The sequence below is a fragment of the Klebsiella sp. HMSC16A12 genome (assembly GCF_001808265.1).
Lineage (GTDB): Bacteria > Pseudomonadota > Gammaproteobacteria > Enterobacterales > Enterobacteriaceae > Klebsiella > Klebsiella pneumoniae.
Genome location: NZ_KV792576.1, coordinates 18,008 through 32,615, shown reverse-complemented (window position 1 = coordinate 32,615; position 14,608 = coordinate 18,008). Strand labels below are relative to the sequence as shown.

At 59.2% G+C, this 14,608-nt stretch carries 17 protein-coding genes; 9 read left to right on the top strand and 8 right to left on the bottom strand.

Annotation, left to right across the window (positions count from 1 at the left end):
* Positions 1–19 precede the first annotated feature (19 nt).
* A complete protein-coding gene (locus HMPREF3140_RS08985) occupies positions 20–1,681 on the top strand; it encodes a putative transporter (protein WP_020802518.1) in 1,662 nt (553 codons plus the stop codon).
* Here the strand turns inward: HMPREF3140_RS08985 and HMPREF3140_RS08980 are convergent.
* On the bottom strand, positions 1,673–2,395 hold the full coding sequence (locus tag HMPREF3140_RS08980; RefSeq protein ID WP_004151520.1) for a GntR family transcriptional regulator: 723 nt from the start codon (positions 2,393–2,395) through the stop codon (positions 1,673–1,675). The two genes, HMPREF3140_RS08985 and HMPREF3140_RS08980, sit on opposite strands and share 9 nt — an antisense overlap.
* 298 nt (positions 2,396–2,693) lie before the next feature.
* On the opposite strand from HMPREF3140_RS08980, the gene HMPREF3140_RS08975 reads away from it, so the two are divergent.
* The 5 genes from HMPREF3140_RS08975 to HMPREF3140_RS08955 all read left to right on the top strand — a co-directional run bounded on the left by HMPREF3140_RS08975 (position 2,694) and on the right by HMPREF3140_RS08955 (position 6,933).
* The gene (locus HMPREF3140_RS08975) at positions 2,694–4,316 is read left to right on the top strand and encodes an alpha-glucoside-specific PTS transporter subunit IIBC (protein ID WP_002923307.1); all 1,623 of its coding nucleotides are present in this window, start codon (positions 2,694–2,696) and stop codon (positions 4,314–4,316) included.
* A complete protein-coding gene (locus tag HMPREF3140_RS08970) occupies positions 4,313–5,635 on the top strand; it encodes a 6-phospho-alpha-glucosidase (protein WP_002923306.1) in 1,323 nt (440 codons plus the stop codon). Before HMPREF3140_RS08975 ends, HMPREF3140_RS08970 begins: the two co-directional genes overlap by 4 nt.
* A 101-nt stretch (positions 5,636–5,736) precedes the next feature.
* Complete coding sequence (locus tag HMPREF3140_RS08965; protein ID WP_002923305.1) at positions 5,737–6,084, top strand: YidH family protein; 348 nt, start codon at positions 5,737–5,739, stop codon at positions 6,082–6,084.
* Positions 6,074–6,436, top strand: coding sequence for a DUF202 domain-containing protein (locus HMPREF3140_RS08960; RefSeq protein ID WP_002923304.1), 363 nt, complete (start codon positions 6,074–6,076; stop codon positions 6,434–6,436). Before HMPREF3140_RS08965 ends, HMPREF3140_RS08960 begins: the two co-directional genes overlap by 11 nt.
* A gap of 74 nt (positions 6,437–6,510) precedes the next feature.
* Entirely contained in the window at positions 6,511–6,933 is a 423-nt protein-coding gene (locus HMPREF3140_RS08955; protein WP_002923302.1) for a radical SAM protein, read from the top strand.
* 3 nt (positions 6,934–6,936) lie between these two features.
* Here HMPREF3140_RS08955 and dsdA read toward each other — a convergent pair whose 3' ends face one another.
* Both dsdA and dsdX read right to left on the bottom strand, forming a co-directional pair.
* Complete coding sequence (gene dsdA, locus HMPREF3140_RS08950) at positions 6,937–8,265, bottom strand: D-serine ammonia-lyase (RefSeq protein WP_004186258.1); 1,329 nt, start codon at positions 8,263–8,265, stop codon at positions 6,937–6,939.
* Positions 8,266–8,282: 17 nt separating this feature from the next.
* Complete coding sequence (gene dsdX, locus HMPREF3140_RS08945) at positions 8,283–9,620, bottom strand: D-serine transporter DsdX (RefSeq protein ID WP_004145064.1); 1,338 nt, start codon at positions 9,618–9,620, stop codon at positions 8,283–8,285.
* A gap of 91 nt (positions 9,621–9,711) precedes the next feature.
* On the opposite strand from dsdX, the gene HMPREF3140_RS28700 reads away from it, so the two are divergent.
* Both HMPREF3140_RS28700 and dsdC read left to right on the top strand, forming a co-directional pair.
* A complete protein-coding gene (locus HMPREF3140_RS28700; protein WP_032412641.1) occupies positions 9,712–9,858 on the top strand; it encodes a hypothetical protein in 147 nt (48 codons plus the stop codon).
* Complete coding sequence (gene dsdC, locus HMPREF3140_RS08935; protein WP_032412637.1) at positions 9,846–10,769, top strand: DNA-binding transcriptional regulator DsdC; 924 nt, start codon at positions 9,846–9,848, stop codon at positions 10,767–10,769. Before HMPREF3140_RS28700 ends, dsdC begins: the two co-directional genes overlap by 13 nt.
* A 159-nt stretch (positions 10,770–10,928) precedes the next feature.
* Here dsdC and emrD read toward each other — a convergent pair whose 3' ends face one another.
* From emrD to HMPREF3140_RS28695, 5 genes are all read right to left on the bottom strand, one after another.
* A complete protein-coding gene (gene emrD / locus HMPREF3140_RS08930) occupies positions 10,929–12,113 on the bottom strand; it encodes a multidrug efflux MFS transporter EmrD (protein WP_004181587.1) in 1,185 nt (394 codons plus the stop codon).
* A 175-nt stretch (positions 12,114–12,288) separates the two neighbouring features.
* On the bottom strand, positions 12,289–13,122 hold the full coding sequence (locus tag HMPREF3140_RS08925; RefSeq protein WP_002923296.1) for a DMT family transporter: 834 nt from the start codon (positions 13,120–13,122) through the stop codon (positions 12,289–12,291).
* A 68-nt stretch (positions 13,123–13,190) separates the two neighbouring features.
* The gene (locus tag HMPREF3140_RS08920; RefSeq protein ID WP_070552940.1) at positions 13,191–13,637 is read right to left on the bottom strand and encodes a GNAT family N-acetyltransferase; all 447 of its coding nucleotides are present in this window, start codon (positions 13,635–13,637) and stop codon (positions 13,191–13,193) included.
* 90 nt (positions 13,638–13,727) lie between these two features.
* A complete protein-coding gene (gene tisB, locus HMPREF3140_RS08915) occupies positions 13,728–13,847 on the bottom strand; it encodes a type I toxin-antitoxin system toxin TisB (protein ID WP_004145059.1) in 120 nt (39 codons plus the stop codon).
* A gap of 452 nt (positions 13,848–14,299) precedes the next feature.
* Positions 14,300–14,467, bottom strand: coding sequence for a hypothetical protein (locus HMPREF3140_RS28695; RefSeq protein WP_004150272.1), 168 nt, complete (start codon positions 14,465–14,467; stop codon positions 14,300–14,302).
* A 12-nt stretch (positions 14,468–14,479) separates the two neighbouring features.
* Here HMPREF3140_RS28695 and ivbL point away from each other — a divergent pair, with 12 nt between their 5' ends.
* Positions 14,480–14,575, top strand: a complete 96-nt coding sequence (ivbL, locus tag HMPREF3140_RS27135) for an ilvB operon leader peptide IvbL (protein WP_002923286.1) — start codon at positions 14,480–14,482, stop codon at positions 14,573–14,575.
* Positions 14,576–14,608: the final 33 nt, after the last annotated feature.

The window sequence follows — 14,608 nt, the reverse complement described above, 5'->3', positions numbered from 1 at the left end:
TATTCACAGGGACGGTACCATGAGTGAGATAGCATTGACGGTCAGCGTGCTGGCGCTGGTGGCGGTGGTTGGGTTGTGGATCGGCAATGTCAAAATCCGCGGCGTTGGCTTTGGTATTGGCGGCGTGTTATTTGGCGGCATTATCGTCGGCCACTTTGTCGATCAGGCGGGCGTCGCCCTCAGCAGCCCGATGCTGCATTTTATTCAGGAATTCGGCTTGATCCTGTTCGTCTACACCATCGGTATTCAGGTGGGGCCGGGCTTTTTCGCCTCGCTGCGGGTCTCAGGCCTGCGGCTCAATCTGTTCGCTATCCTTATCGTTATCCTCGGCGGCCTGGTGACCGCGGTGCTGCATAAGCTGTTCAATATTCCTCTCCCGGTGGTGCTCGGTATCTTCTCCGGTGCGGTGACCAACACGCCGGCGCTGGGGGCCGGGCAGCAAATTCTGCGCGATCTCGGCGTACCGTTCGAGGTGGTCGATCAAATGGGGATGAGCTACGCGATGGCGTATCCGTTCGGCATCTGCGGCATTCTGCTGACCATGTGGCTGGTGCGTCTGTTCTTTCGCATCAATATCGAGAAAGAGGCCCAGCGGTTTGAGGAGAGCAGCGGCAACGGCCACGCTCATTTGCACACCATTAACGTGCGGGTGGAGAACCCCAACCTCAACCAGATGGCGATTCAGGATGTGCCGATGCTCAATAGCGACAACATCGTCTGTTCGCGGCTGAAGCGTGGCGAGCTGTTGATGGTGCCTGCGCCGGGCACCCTTATCCAGGCTGGCGACCTGCTGCACCTGGTGGGGCGACCTGAGGATTTGCACAATGCGCAGCTGGTGATAGGCCAGGAGGTGGCGACCTCGCTGTCGACGCGCGGCACCGATCTGAAAGTGGAGCGGGTGGTGGTCACTAACGAAAAAGTGCTGGGGAAGAAAATACGCGATCTGCACGTCAAACAGCGCTATGACGTAGTGATCTCCAGGCTTAACCGGGCAGGCGTCGAGCTGGTAGCCAGCAGCAGCGCCAGCCTGCAGTTTGGTGACATCCTCAACCTGGTCGGCCGTCCGGAGGCAATTGACGCCGTGGCCGCCGAACTGGGTAACGCTCAGCAGAAGCTGCAGCAGGTCCAGATGCTGCCGGTGTTTATCGGCATCGGACTCGGGGTACTGCTGGGATCTATCCCGTTGTTTATTCCCGGCTTCCCTGCCGCATTGAAGCTGGGACTGGCCGGTGGGCCGCTGATTATGGCGCTGATCCTTGGGCGTATCGGCAGTATCGGCAAGCTGTACTGGTTTATGCCGCCGAGCGCCAACCTGGCGCTGCGCGAGCTGGGGATCGTGCTGTTTCTGGCGGTGGTCGGGCTAAAATCGGGGGGTGACTTTGTCGCCACCCTGACCCAGGGCGATGGTCTGAGCTGGATCGCTTACGGCATTTTCATCACCGCCATCCCGCTGCTGACGGTGGGCATCCTCGCGCGCATGCTGGCGAAAATGAACTATCTGACGCTGTGCGGCATGCTGGCCGGCTCCATGACTGACCCGCCGGCGCTGGCCTTCGCCAACAACCTGCACGCCACCAGCGGCGCAGCGGCGCTCTCTTACGCCACCGTCTATCCGCTGGTGATGTTCCTGCGCATTATCACCCCGCAGCTACTCGCCGTGCTGTTCTGGGGGCTAAGCTAGCGGGCTTTGCGCCTGGACGCGGCGCAGGTGATAGTCCACCTGATACTCGCTGGCGTTGCGGAACATGACCGAATAGTTAAGAAACTCGCCGCTGTCGCTGTAGGAAAGGGAGGTAATACGCAGCAGCGGCGTCTGCTCCGGGACGTTCATTGAGCGCGCCAGCTGCTTGTCCGCCAGCACCGGCGTCAGCGTTTCATAGTTCCCGCTGATGATGATCCCGCACTCTTTCTCAATATAATCAAATTTCGACCCTTCCAGATGACTCAGCGACAGGTTGCGGAACAGCTTCACCGGCATATAGCTATCCTCCAGCATCAGCGGCTTGCCGTCGACGTAGCGCACCCGCCGTGAGAAGTAGATCCGTTCATCAATTTTAATCCGCAGCAGACTGGCGATGGCCGGCGGGGCGGGCATCACCTCGAAGGCCAGCACCTGACTCACCACCTCTTTACCCTGCTTGCGCAGCACTTCCGCCAGGCCGGTCAGATTGCTGGTTTCATGATGGACGTCTTTACGCGCCACGTAAGTTCCCGAGCCGTGGCGACGCACAACCAATCCCCAGTCCACCAGCAGATCGATGGCTTTGCGAATAGTCATGCGCGCCACTCCGAACTCCTCGGCCAGTTTTTTCTCTCCTGGTAGCGGGCTGCCGATGGCGAAGTCGGCGGAATTCAGCCGCAGCCGCAGGCGGTCAGCAATGGATTTGTAGATCACCAGTAGTCCTCTTGTGCAGGAAAAGGGGATGTCGCTTTGTGCTCTTTTTTCTAAAAAAGTAGGTTAATTACAATCAATTAAGACACATTCATTTAGTTAATTTCGCTGCCTGACTTATCGATGTCTAACTTTTGTTATCGAAGTAGACAACTTTGGCCAAATTAAAACCATGAATGGGATCACGAATCGCAACGGCGCGGCATGTTGTCGGACGGGCAAATTTTTATTCTCCAGTCAGGCCGGTAATCAAGAAAAAGAAGGCCACTCACCCTACGAGTTGTTACATGAGGATTTCCCAATGCTCAGTCAAATACAACGCTTTGGCGGCGCCATGTTTACCCCGGTTTTATTGTTCCCTTTTGCCGGGATTGTGGTTGGTATCGCCATCATGCTGCGCAACCCGATGTTCGTCGGCGAAGCGCTGACCGCACCCGACAGCCTGTTTGCCCAGATCGTTCACATCATTGAGGAGGGCGGCTGGACCGTCTTTCGTAATATGCCGCTGATTTTCGCCGTCGGTCTGCCGATCGGTCTGGCGAAACAGGCCCAGGGCCGGGCCTGTCTGGCGGTGCTGGTGAGCTTTCTCACCTGGAACTACTTTATCAACGCCATGGGGATGACCTGGGGCCACTTCTTCGGCGTCGATTTTTCCGCTGAACCCACGGCCGGCAGCGGCCTGACGATGATTGCCGGGATTAAAACCCTCGACACCAGCATTATCGGCGCCATCGTCATCTCCGGTCTGGTGACGGCCCTGCACAATCGCTATTTCGATAAACCCCTGCCGGTATTCCTCGGCATCTTTCAGGGTTCATCGTTTGTGGTCATTGTCGCCTTCCTCGCGATGATCCCTTGCGCCTGGCTGACCCTGCTCGGCTGGCCAAAGGTCCAGCTGGGTATTGAATCGCTGCAGGCCTTTCTGCGCTCAGCCGGGGCGCTTGGGGTGTGGGTTTACATCTTCCTTGAGCGCATCCTGATCCCCACCGGCCTGCACCACTTCGTCTATGGCCCGTTCATCTTTGGCCCGGCGGTGGTGGAGGGCGGACTGCAGGTCTACTGGGCAGAGCATCTGCAGGCGTTCAGTCAGAGTACGGAACCGCTGAAGACGCTGTTCCCGGAGGGCGGCTTTGCCCTGCACGGTAACTCGAAAGTGTTTGGTTCGGTGGGGATTGCGCTGGCGCTCTACTTCACTGCCGCGCCGGAAAACCGCGTCAAGGTCGCCGGCCTGCTGATCCCCGCCACCCTGACCGCGATGCTGGTCGGGATCACTGAGCCGCTGGAGTTCACCTTCCTCTTCATCTCGCCGCTGCTGTTCGCCGTTCACGCGGTGCTGGCGGCGACCATGGCGACGGTGATGTACATCTGCGGCGTGGTGGGCAACTTCGGCGGCGGCCTGCTCGATCAATTCTTGCCGCAAAACTGGATCCCAATGTTCCATCACCACGCTTCGATGATGTTCATTCAGATAGGCATCGGCCTCTGTTTCACCGCCCTCTACTTCGTAGTCTTCCGCACCCTGATCCTGCGTCTGAACCTGAAGACGCCTGGCCGGGAAGAGAGCGAAATCAAGCTCTACAGCAAGGCCGATTACCAGGCGGCACGAGGTAAAACCACGGCCGCCGCCGCGCCAGAGACCCGGCTGGGTCAGGCCGCTGGCTTCCTGCAGGCCCTCGGCGGCGCCGACAACATTGAAAGCATCAACAACTGCGCCACCCGACTGCGCATCGCGCTGGTCGATATGGCGAAAACGCAAAGTGACGACGTCTTTAAAGCGCTGGGCGCCCACGGGGTAGTACGCCGCGGCAACGGGATTCAGGTCATCGTCGGCCTGCACGTTCCCCAGGTGCGCGACCAGCTGGAAAACCTGATGAAAGATTCTCTTTCGACCGAACATACCACCATGACGGAGGCAGTATCATGAAAAAATTCTCAGTTGTTATCGCAGGCGGCGGCAGCACCTTCACCCCGGGCATTGTCCTGATGCTGCTGGCAAACCAGGATCGTTTTCCGCTGCGGTCGCTGAAATTTTATGACAACGACGGCGCGCGCCAGGAGACCATCGCCGAGGCGTGCAAAGTGATCCTCAAAGAGCAGGCGCCGGAGATTGAGTTCAGCTATACCACCGATCCGCAGGCGGCGTTTACCGATGTTGATTTTGTCATGGCGCATATCCGCGTCGGGAAATATCCGATGCGTGAACAAGATGAGAAAATCCCGCTACGCCACGGCGTGCTGGGCCAGGAGACCTGCGGACCGGGCGGGATCGCCTACGGTATGCGCTCTATCGGCGGCGTGCTGGAGCTGGTGGATTATATGGAAAAATATTCGCCGAACGCCTGGATGCTTAACTACTCCAACCCGGCGGCGATTGTGGCGGAAGCCACACGTCGTCTGCGGCCGAACGCCAAAATCCTCAACATCTGCGATATGCCGATCGGCATTGAAGGGCGGATGGCGCAGATTGTCGGCCTCAAAGACCGTAAACAGATGCGCGTGCGCTACTACGGCCTCAACCACTTCGGCTGGTGGACGTCGATTGAGGACCTCGACGGCAATGATTTGATGCCGAAACTGCGCGAATATGTGGCGAAATACGGCTATGTGCCGCCCTCGAACGATCCGCACACCGAGGCCAGCTGGAACGACACCTTTGCCAAAGCGAAAGATGTGCAGGCGCTGGATCCGCAGACCATGCCGAATACCTACCTGAAATATTATCTGTTCCCGGACTATGTGGTAGCCCACTCCAACCCGGAACGCACCCGCGCCAATGAGGTGATGGATCATCGGGAGAAAAACGTCTTCAGCGCCTGCCGGGCGATCATCGCCGCCGGGAAATCCACCGCCGGCGATCTGGAGATTGACGAGCATGCCTCCTATATCGTCGATCTGGCGACGGCTATCGCCTTTAACACGCAGGAAAGGATGCTGCTGATTGTGCCGAACAATGGCGCGATCCATAACTTTGACGCCGACGCGATGGTGGAGATCCCTTGTCTGGTAGGCCACAACGGACCGGAGCCGCTGACGGTCGGCGACATCCCGCATTTCCAGAAAGGGCTGATGAGCCAGCAGGTGGCAGTGGAAAAACTGGTGGTCGATGCCTGGGAACAGCGCTCGTACCACAAGCTGTGGCAGGCGATTACCCTGTCGAAAACCGTGCCGAGCGCCTCGGTGGCGAAAGCGATCCTCGACGACCTCATTGCCGCCAACAAAGATTACTGGCCTGAGCTGCATTAATCCCCGTTGTAATACCGGCGCCCTGCGGGGCGCCGGTTCTTCTCCCCGGTTCCTGATTTACGCTATGCTGAAGCCTGCAGCGCGATGAACAAGGAACTGTAATGAAAATCTCCCGCCTCGGCGAAGCGCCGGATTACCGCTTTTCGCTGGCTAACGAACGCACCTTTCTGGCATGGATCCGCACGGCGCTCGGTTTTCTCGCCGCCGGCGTCGGCCTTGACCAGTTAGCGCCGGACTTTGCCACGCCGCTGATCCGTGAAATTCTCGCCCTGCTGCTGTGTCTCTTTGCCGGCGGCATGGCCATCTATGGCTATCTGCGCTGGCTGAATAACGAGAAGGCGATGCGCCTCAAGCAGGACCTTCCCTATACCCGCACGCTGCTGGTGATTAGCATTCTGCTGCTGGCGGTGGTGGCCGCGGTGATGCTGCTGGTGGTGTATGGCGGATAAACGCCGGGCGCGGCGGGAAAGCGATCCCGGTCTTCAGCCAGAGCGCACCTCGCTGGCCTGGTTTCGCACCCTGTTGGGCTACGGCGCGCTGATGGCGCTGGCGATTAAGCACAGCTGGCACCGCGCCGGCCTGCCGTTCTGGCTGTCGATCGGCGTACTGGCGATTGTGGCGGTGATCCTCTGGGGCTATACCCGCCGTCGTCATCTGATGGATGTCGACGATAGCGATTTTTTACAGCCGCGGGCGGTTCGTGACAAATTTTTGATCGCACTCGCAGTACTTTCTCTGGCATTCCTGTTTGCTGTTACTCACCTTCAACCGATCGTTTTATTCATTAGGGATATGTCATGACAGGATGTCCGGCGAATTTGCCTCTCACTCATGCCCCCGGCCAGCAACATGACACTCCCTTTCAGGCTGTCGTGGTGGAGGCGCATCATTGCCATCAACCGCAGGCGTTCTATGCGCAGCTTCGTCAACAGGGGCTCACCGCTATCCATTTTATTCCGCAGCTGGCGGCCGGCGACGCCGCGCTTTGGGGAGAGTTTCTCTGCGCAGTCTTTCACCGCTGGGTGCGGGAAGATATTGGGCGCATCAATATTTTACTGTTTAGCGAGACGCTGAGCGCCTGGTGCGGCGAGACGCTGACCCAGCCAGGCGCGCCGGCGGCCAACAGCACCTGCTACGGCTGCCCGTGGCTGCGCCTGTGCCGCTGTGGCGAACAGGAAGACCCGCTGTGCGCGGGTTACCGGCAGTTCTACGATTTTAGCGGGCCCTATATGCGAGTGATGCGGGACCTGCGGCGACAGCAGCGGCCGCCAGAGGCGCTGATGCCGCTGCTGCGCTAAAGATTAGCGCCCCTTCGCCAGGTACTGCGCCATTTCCTCTTCCGGCACCATGCCGCCGCCGGTGGCCCACACCAGGTGGGTGGCCTGCTGCAGCTGTTGCTCACTCAGCCCCTGCAGCTGATGGTACGCTTTGCTGGCGCAGACCCGCTGCGCTCCGGCCATCCCGGCCAGCGCGGAGGGTTCAAGGCGGATATTTTCCGCTGCCGCCAGCCAGCCCAGCATGTCATACATCGTCTGGTCGTCAAGGGTATAGAACCCGTCGAGCAGGCGCTCCATTGCCCGGCCAACGAACCCGGACGCCCTGCCGACCGCCAGACCGTCGGCCGCGGTCAGGTTATCAATGCCTAAATCCTGCACCGCTATCTGGTCGTGGAGCCCGGTATAGACGCCGAGCAGCATGCATGGCGAATGGGTCGGTTCGGCGAACAGGCAGTGAACGTGGTCGCCGAAGGCCAGCTTCAGGCCAAATGCCACGCCGCCGGGGCCGCCGCCGACGCCGCACGGCAGATAGACGAACAGCGGATGATCGGCATCGACCACGCGTCCTGCTTGCGCGAACTGCGCTTTCAGGCGCTCGCCGGCTACGGCATAGCCGAGGAACAGCGTGCGCGAGTTTTCATCATCGATAAAAAAGCAGTTCGGGTCGGATTCCGCTGCCTTGCGCCCCTGTTCGACCGCCACGCCATAGTCCTCTTCATACTCAACCACCGTTACGCCGTGGCTGCGCAGTTTGGCTTTTTTCCACGCCCTGGCATCGGCGGACATATGCACCGTGACTTTAAAACCAATGCGCGCGCTCATGATGCCGATCGACATCCCAAGGTTGCCGGTGGAGCCGACGGCGATGCTGAACTGGCTAAAGAACTGTTTAAACTCCGGCGTCAGCAATTTGCGATAATCGTCTGCGGTCGTCAGCAGCCCGGCTTCCAGCGCCAGCTTTTCCGCATGGGTCAGCACTTCATAAATCCCACCGCGCGCTTTGATTGAGCCGGAGATCGGCAGATGGCTGTCTTTTTTCAGCAGCAGTTCGCCGCTAATTGGCTGGCCGAATTTTTGCTCAAGGCTGCGTTTCATTGCCGGAATGGCAACCACTTCTGATTCGATAATCCCGCCGCTCGCGGCGGTTTCCGGGAAGGCTGCCGCCAGATAGGGCGCGAAGCGCTGAAGGCGGGCATGGGCGTCTTGCACATCGTCGGCGGTCAGACCGACGTAAGGCAACCCCTCCGCCAGGGTGGTGGTTGCCGGGTTAAACCAGGTGGTTTCTTTCAGGGCGATCAGATCCTGCACAAGCGGGAAGGTCGCGGTTAAGGTGGTCAGGTCAGCGTGTTTCATCATACGTCTCTTTGCGCTCAGATAATGAAAGAAAGCAGGAAGGTGGCGGCCAGTGCAAGTAGCGACGCGATAAATGTCGCTGTCGTGTAGTACTTGAACGTTTCACTGAGGCTGGCGCCGCAGTACTGTTTTACCAGCCAGAACAGGGAATCGGTGACGATCGTGCAGCCAATGGCGCCGGAACCGATGGCAATGGCGATGATCTCCGGGCTTACGCCGGGATAAAGCGGCAGCATCGGGGCAACGATGGCGGTAGCGCCCATCATCGCCACGGTGGCGGAACCGACGGCGGCGTGAAGGATCAGGGCCACCAGCCAGGCCAGCAGAATCGGATGCATATGCAGATTCGAGAGGATCACCGCCAGGCTATCGGCCAGGCCGCTGGATTTCAAAATCGCGTTGAATGCGCCGCCGGCGCCGATAATCAGCAGGATGTTGGCGATGGACCCAAAGCCGTTTTCGGTATGAGTCAGCAGAACGCCCATCCCCATTTGCCGACGGATGCCGAGCATGTAATAGGCGACAAAGACGGCGATAAACATCGCGGTGATGGGGTTGCCGATAAATTCCAGCACTGTATACAGCGTGCCGCCTTTCGCCATATTCAGTTCAGCGACGGTTTTCACCAGCATCAGGCCAATCGGTAACAGCACGGTAAACAGCGTAGCGCCGAGCGACGGCAGCGTCGATTCTTCGCGAACGTCGAGGTTGGAAAACTCGGCTGGCACTGGTTTAAACGGCAGGCGGTTGCCGAGCAGCCTGAGGAACAGCGGGCCGCCGACCAGGGAGGCGATCAGACCGACCAGCAGGCCATAGACGATAACCGTCCCGATGTCAGCCCCCAGTTTATTCGCCACGAACAGCGCGGCCGGATGCGGCGGTACCACGCAGTGCACCGCCATCAGCGCGGTACACAGCGGAATAGCCAGTTTCAGCAGCGAAGTATTGGTTTTTTTGGCGATGGAGAATGCCAGCGGGATCAGCAGCACCACCCCGACTTCGACAAACAGGGTAATGCCGCAGATCAGGCCGACCAGCACCATAATCACATCCGCCGACAGCCAGCGGCAGCGCTGGAGCGTCAGGCCGATGCGCTCCGCCGCGCCGGAGACCTCCATCATCTTGCCGAGAATGGTGCCGAGACCGATCACCGCCGCCAGGAAGCCCAGCGTACCGCCGATCCCGCTCTCAATGGCGTTGACCATCTCCAGCGGGCCCATTCCCATCATCGCCCCGACGAAAAAGCTTGCCAGCAGCAGCGCCAGAAACGGATGAAACTTCAGTTTGACGATGGTTAATACAATTAACACGATGCTAATCAGCAATGTGCTCACAACCCAAATTTGCGATTCCATACCCCACCTCGCCGTAAGTAACGTGTGGTTATTGAACAGAAACTCGGCATGGGCTGACAAACGATATAAATGACCTTTCAGATGAGCCAGATTGAATCAAAAAGGTGATTTAGCTCTAAAAGTGACCTCTAAATATGCTATGGGTCAAATTAAATCATCCTTTAGCGGAAGTTCCGGCGTTATTTTTTTATCATCCAGACTCCCTTTTATCGCCAGGAGCGCAGAATGGATGTGCTAAAAACCTTAGGTACCCGGTTGCTGAACGGCTGGCAGCTCTCCAGGCTGTCGACGTTTGAGGTGGCGGCGCGGCACGAGTCGTTCGCCCTTGCCGCCGACGAGCTGGCGCTCACCCCAAGCGCCGTCAGTCACCGGATTAATCAGCTGGAAGAGGAGCTGGGGATCCAGCTCTTTGTCCGCTCGCACCGCAAAGTGGAGCTGACGCGTGAAGGGAAGCGCGTTTACTGGGCGCTGAAGGCGTCGCTGGATGGTCTCAATCAGGAGATTCTGGACATCAAAAACCAGGAGCTCTCCGGCAGTCTGACGGTCTACTCGCGGCCCTCTATCGCCCAGTGCTGGCTGGTGCCGGCGCTGGGGGATTTCAGTCGCCGCTACCCGGCCATCTCGCTGACCGTGCTGACCGGCAACGATAACGTCAACCTGCAGCGGGCGGGTATCGATCTGGCAATCTATTTTGATGACGCGCCGTCGTCGCAGCTAAGCCACCATTTTCTGATGGATGAGGCGATCGTGCCGGTATGTACGCCGTATTACGCCCGCCAGCTGCAGTTAACGTCAAATCCTGCCAGTCTGCGCCACTGTACGCTGCTTCACGATCGCCAGGCATGGAGCAATGATTCCGGCACCGATGAATGGTTCAGTTGGGCACAACAATTTGGGATTGAACTGCCGCAATCGTCGGGCATTGGCTTCGATCGTTCTGATTTAGCGGTGATTGCGGCGATGAATCATGTCGGGGTAGCGATGGGGCGTAAACGGCTGGTGCAGAAGCGGTTAGAGAGTGGGGAGTTGATCGCCCCGTTCGGCGATATGATGCTGAAATGCCATCAGCATTATTACGTGACGACCCTGCCGGGCCGCCAGTGGCCGAAAATCGACGCCTTTATCGAGTGGCTGCATAGCCTGACCTGAAAAAGAGCCGGGCTATCCCTCGGTGTTGTTAGGGAGGCCGGGTAAGGCGTGAGCCGCCACCCGGCAAAATGACGGCACTGCGCATGCGCGGGCCGGCAGACGACCAGTCCGGTAGCCCGGATAAGGCGTCAGCCGCCATCCGGGGAACGGCCGCCGCGCTTATACCGGCTGCTGATGGTGGGTAAAGCGCGAGGCCAGCGGCAGCCAGCATAGCAGAATCAACAGGCCCATCAGCATCATCAGCAGGCCGAGGCTGCCCTGACCGGTTTGCGGCATCATCGCCGACAGCCAGGCCAGCACGCCGGAGCCGATATTCTGCAAGCCACCCACCAGCGCCCCGGCGGTTCCGGCGAGGAACGGGAACGGCTCCATCGCGCCGCTGGTGGCCAGCGGGAACAACATCCCGGCGCCGAAGAAGAACAGCGCCGCAGGCACCAGCAGGGTCCAGACGGTCATGATGCCCAGCAGCCCTGGGATCCACATCATCAGACCCGCCAGCAGGCAGCAGATCACCGACTGCCACATCAGGGTCGGGAAACGCTTGTTGGGGCGGCCGGCAAACCACGCCCCGAAGAACGCCGCCGGGATCGGCAGAATAAACAGAATACTCACCGCCATGCTGCTCAGGCCGAGCACCGCGCCCATCAGCACCCCGGAGCAGGCTTCGAATACCGCAATCCCCGCCAGGCCGCCGATCAGCATCAGCAGATAGCAGTTAAAGGCGCCGGTGCCGAACAGCGTTTTGTAGCTGGCCAGAAGTTTGGTGCGCGGCGCCCCTTCCGGGCGCGTTTCCGGCATCCACTTCGCCATGCTGAAGGTCACCCCGGCGCACAGGACCAGCAGGAAAGCGTAGCAGGCGCGCCAGCTCCACAGGGTGTCGAGGATGCCGCCGAGCAGCGGGGCAATCAGCGGGCTGACCAGAATACCCATATTTAACAGGCTATTGGCATGACGCAGCTGAGCGCCTTCGTACAGGTCGCGGGGCAGGGTGCGCGCCATCACGCCGCCGACCCCGGTGCCCATCCCCTGCATGGCGCTGGCGGCGATCAGCACCGGCAGGCTATGGGTGGTAATAGCTACCAGCGTCGCCAGCATAAAAATCGACATCCCGACGAGGATCACCGGGCGGCGACCGACGCGGTCAGAGAGCGGGCCGTAGAACAGCTGTGAAATACCGTAGGTCAGCAGGTAGGCCGCCATCACGCTTTGTACCGCCCCTTCGCGGACGTTCAGCGCGACCGCCATGTCGGCGATGGCCGGAATATAAATGGTCTGCGCCATCTGGCCGACGGCCACCAGCAGTACCAGCATCAACAACAAATTGAAGTTCTTATGCCGTTTCATGTCGATGAATACTTTGTGAGTAAAGAGAAATGAAGAATATGTGACTACCACATCCCGTAAACGATGGAGGAATCTACCATATTAAAATGACAGAACAACTGCAAAGTGCCGATTGTTGAGGGAATTCCAGGCAGATTATGTAAACAGGAACGGCAACTAATGTTGCCATCTCAGGCTACGCCAGGCGCAGGAGGATCGCCCCGGCGGCAATCCCGCAGGCGGCCACGATGCGCAGCGGCATCAGTTGCTCTTTCAGGACGATAAAGGCGATCAGCGCGCCGAAGAGAATGGAGGTTTCACGCAGCGCGGCGACCACCGCCAGCGGGGCCTGGGTCATCGCCCATAGCGCCAGGCCGTAGGAGCCCATGGTGCCGATCCCGCCGAGGATGCCTTTTTTCCAGTGCTGACGTAAATAACGACTGGCCTCACGCCGTCGCGCCACCATCGCCCAGCACAGCAGGCAGAAGCCGTTCATAAAAAAGGTCCACAGGGTGTAGCCCAGCGCCGAGCCCGCCAGCCGGACGCCGGTGCCGTCCACCAGCGTATAACCGGCGATAAAGCAGGCGTTGATCAGCGCCAGCACGATGCCTTTGCGCGAGCTGGCGCGGCCGTTAAAGGCCATCGCCAGAATCGCCAGGCAGATGACGCCGATACCCAGCCAGGCCAGCGGCGACAGACGATCGCCGAGGAACAGCACGCTTATCGCCGCCACCAGCAGCGGCGCAGTGCCGCGCATCAGCGGATAGGTCTGGCTCATATCCGATACCTGGTAGGTCTTCGCCACCAGCACCGTATACACCACCTGTAACGCGCACGACGCCAGCAGATAGGGGGCGCTGACCAGCGCGGGCTGCGGGGCAAAGGGGAGCATCACCAGGGCGATCAGCGCGGCCGAGCCGCTGACGCCGATCGCCGCGTACATTTTATCGCCGCTGGCTTTGACGATAGCGTTCCAGCTGGCGTGCAGCAGGGCGGCGAACAGCAAAATGCAGAATACGGTGAGGGTCATCGCAGACAGGTTCAACAGTGAAGGTCACCGGAATGTAACACGCGCCCGCGCTGCCTGCCAGCGGGGGGTTAAAGCGAACAAAACAGGCGATGCGTCACCCGCGGTTCATCGTACACCGGGCGAAAACCAAGCCTTTCATAAAAGGGCCAGGCCTGCGCCGGGGCATGGGTGTTGAGAAAGTCGAACCAGGCGCTGGAGTGGGTGATAACCGAGACCAGCAGCTGCTGGCCGATGCCCCGGCGACGGTAGCGTTCGCTGATGTAGAGGTGGCGAATGCGCCCGGCCCGCGGCTGCGAACTGAAGGGATCGCTATTGATGCCGCATACCCCTACCAGCTGGTGGTTGACGAAGGCGCCCAGCAGCGTTTCGCCCGGCGCGTTAAAGCGGTTTTTGCCGCTCTGCCAGTTTTCCGCCAGGCGGCGCAGCATATTGAAATGCTGTTCAAGGCTTTCAATTCGTAGCGCCGCGAACCCCGGGGCATCCGGCGTCGTGGCGGCAATTAACAGGGGTGGCATAGCTTCCTCCATCAAGTCATCCCGGGACGCCCGGCGGGCGCCTGCAGGGGGGCGGTTTCCCGCCCCCCTCAGGTGCGACTTGAACCTGAATCAGCGGAACTGTTTCAGGACTGCATCAAGTAGTTGCAACACAGCAACCATGAGTTTCAGGATCAAAATAATAATATCCATTCCGCCCATACGCGCGTCTCCTGTGGTTAAGGAGCACAATAAGCTGACGTACCTTTCCGCTGCCCGTTGCCAGCTTATCCCTGCCTGTCGCCGGCGGCGTCTGCCCTGGCCGATAGTTCGTCCTTTCCATGAACGGCTTCCCGGCCCGCCGCCTGCAACGACAGGGGTGCGCAGCGCTGAGCCACGCGTTGCCGCGCGGGCCAGTGACTGCACGTTGTTGACGTAACACAGTGTGCTCTCTCGGGGTTAAGGCACTGACGGCACCACCCGTTTCAGCCAGGACTTCGTTGCGCCGGTCAAACTTGCGGCCCCCGAATGGCACAAAGTGAACACACCCAGTATAGATAAACACTGTATGGATGAACAGTATTTTTTGGACAAATCCGCCCCTCTCATCCATACTCTATGACAGAGAAAAACCGACCTTAAATTGCGCGAACTGCAGCGATCGCGTATACTTTTGGCGTTGACGTAATACAGTGTGCTTGCGGCTACCACCTGTAACCATGCTGATAAAAACCTCGCTCCGGCGGGGTTTTTTGTTTTCTGTCCTTTTGCGCCGAACTGTGATCTTTCGCGCAAATTTTCGTGGATGAAAATAAATCCATTGTGAAAACGTAAAACCTGTGTTTGTATAAATTCAGCTTATTTTTCGACACAACAGGTCCCTAATGAACGCAACCCTGATCGCTTCGACCCTACTAAAAACCGCGCCAGCCGCGGTGGTCGTCGTGTCTGTGGTGGTCGTCGTCGGCAATGCGCCGTAGGGTCCGGAACAACACGAATTCCAAACCCCGCCG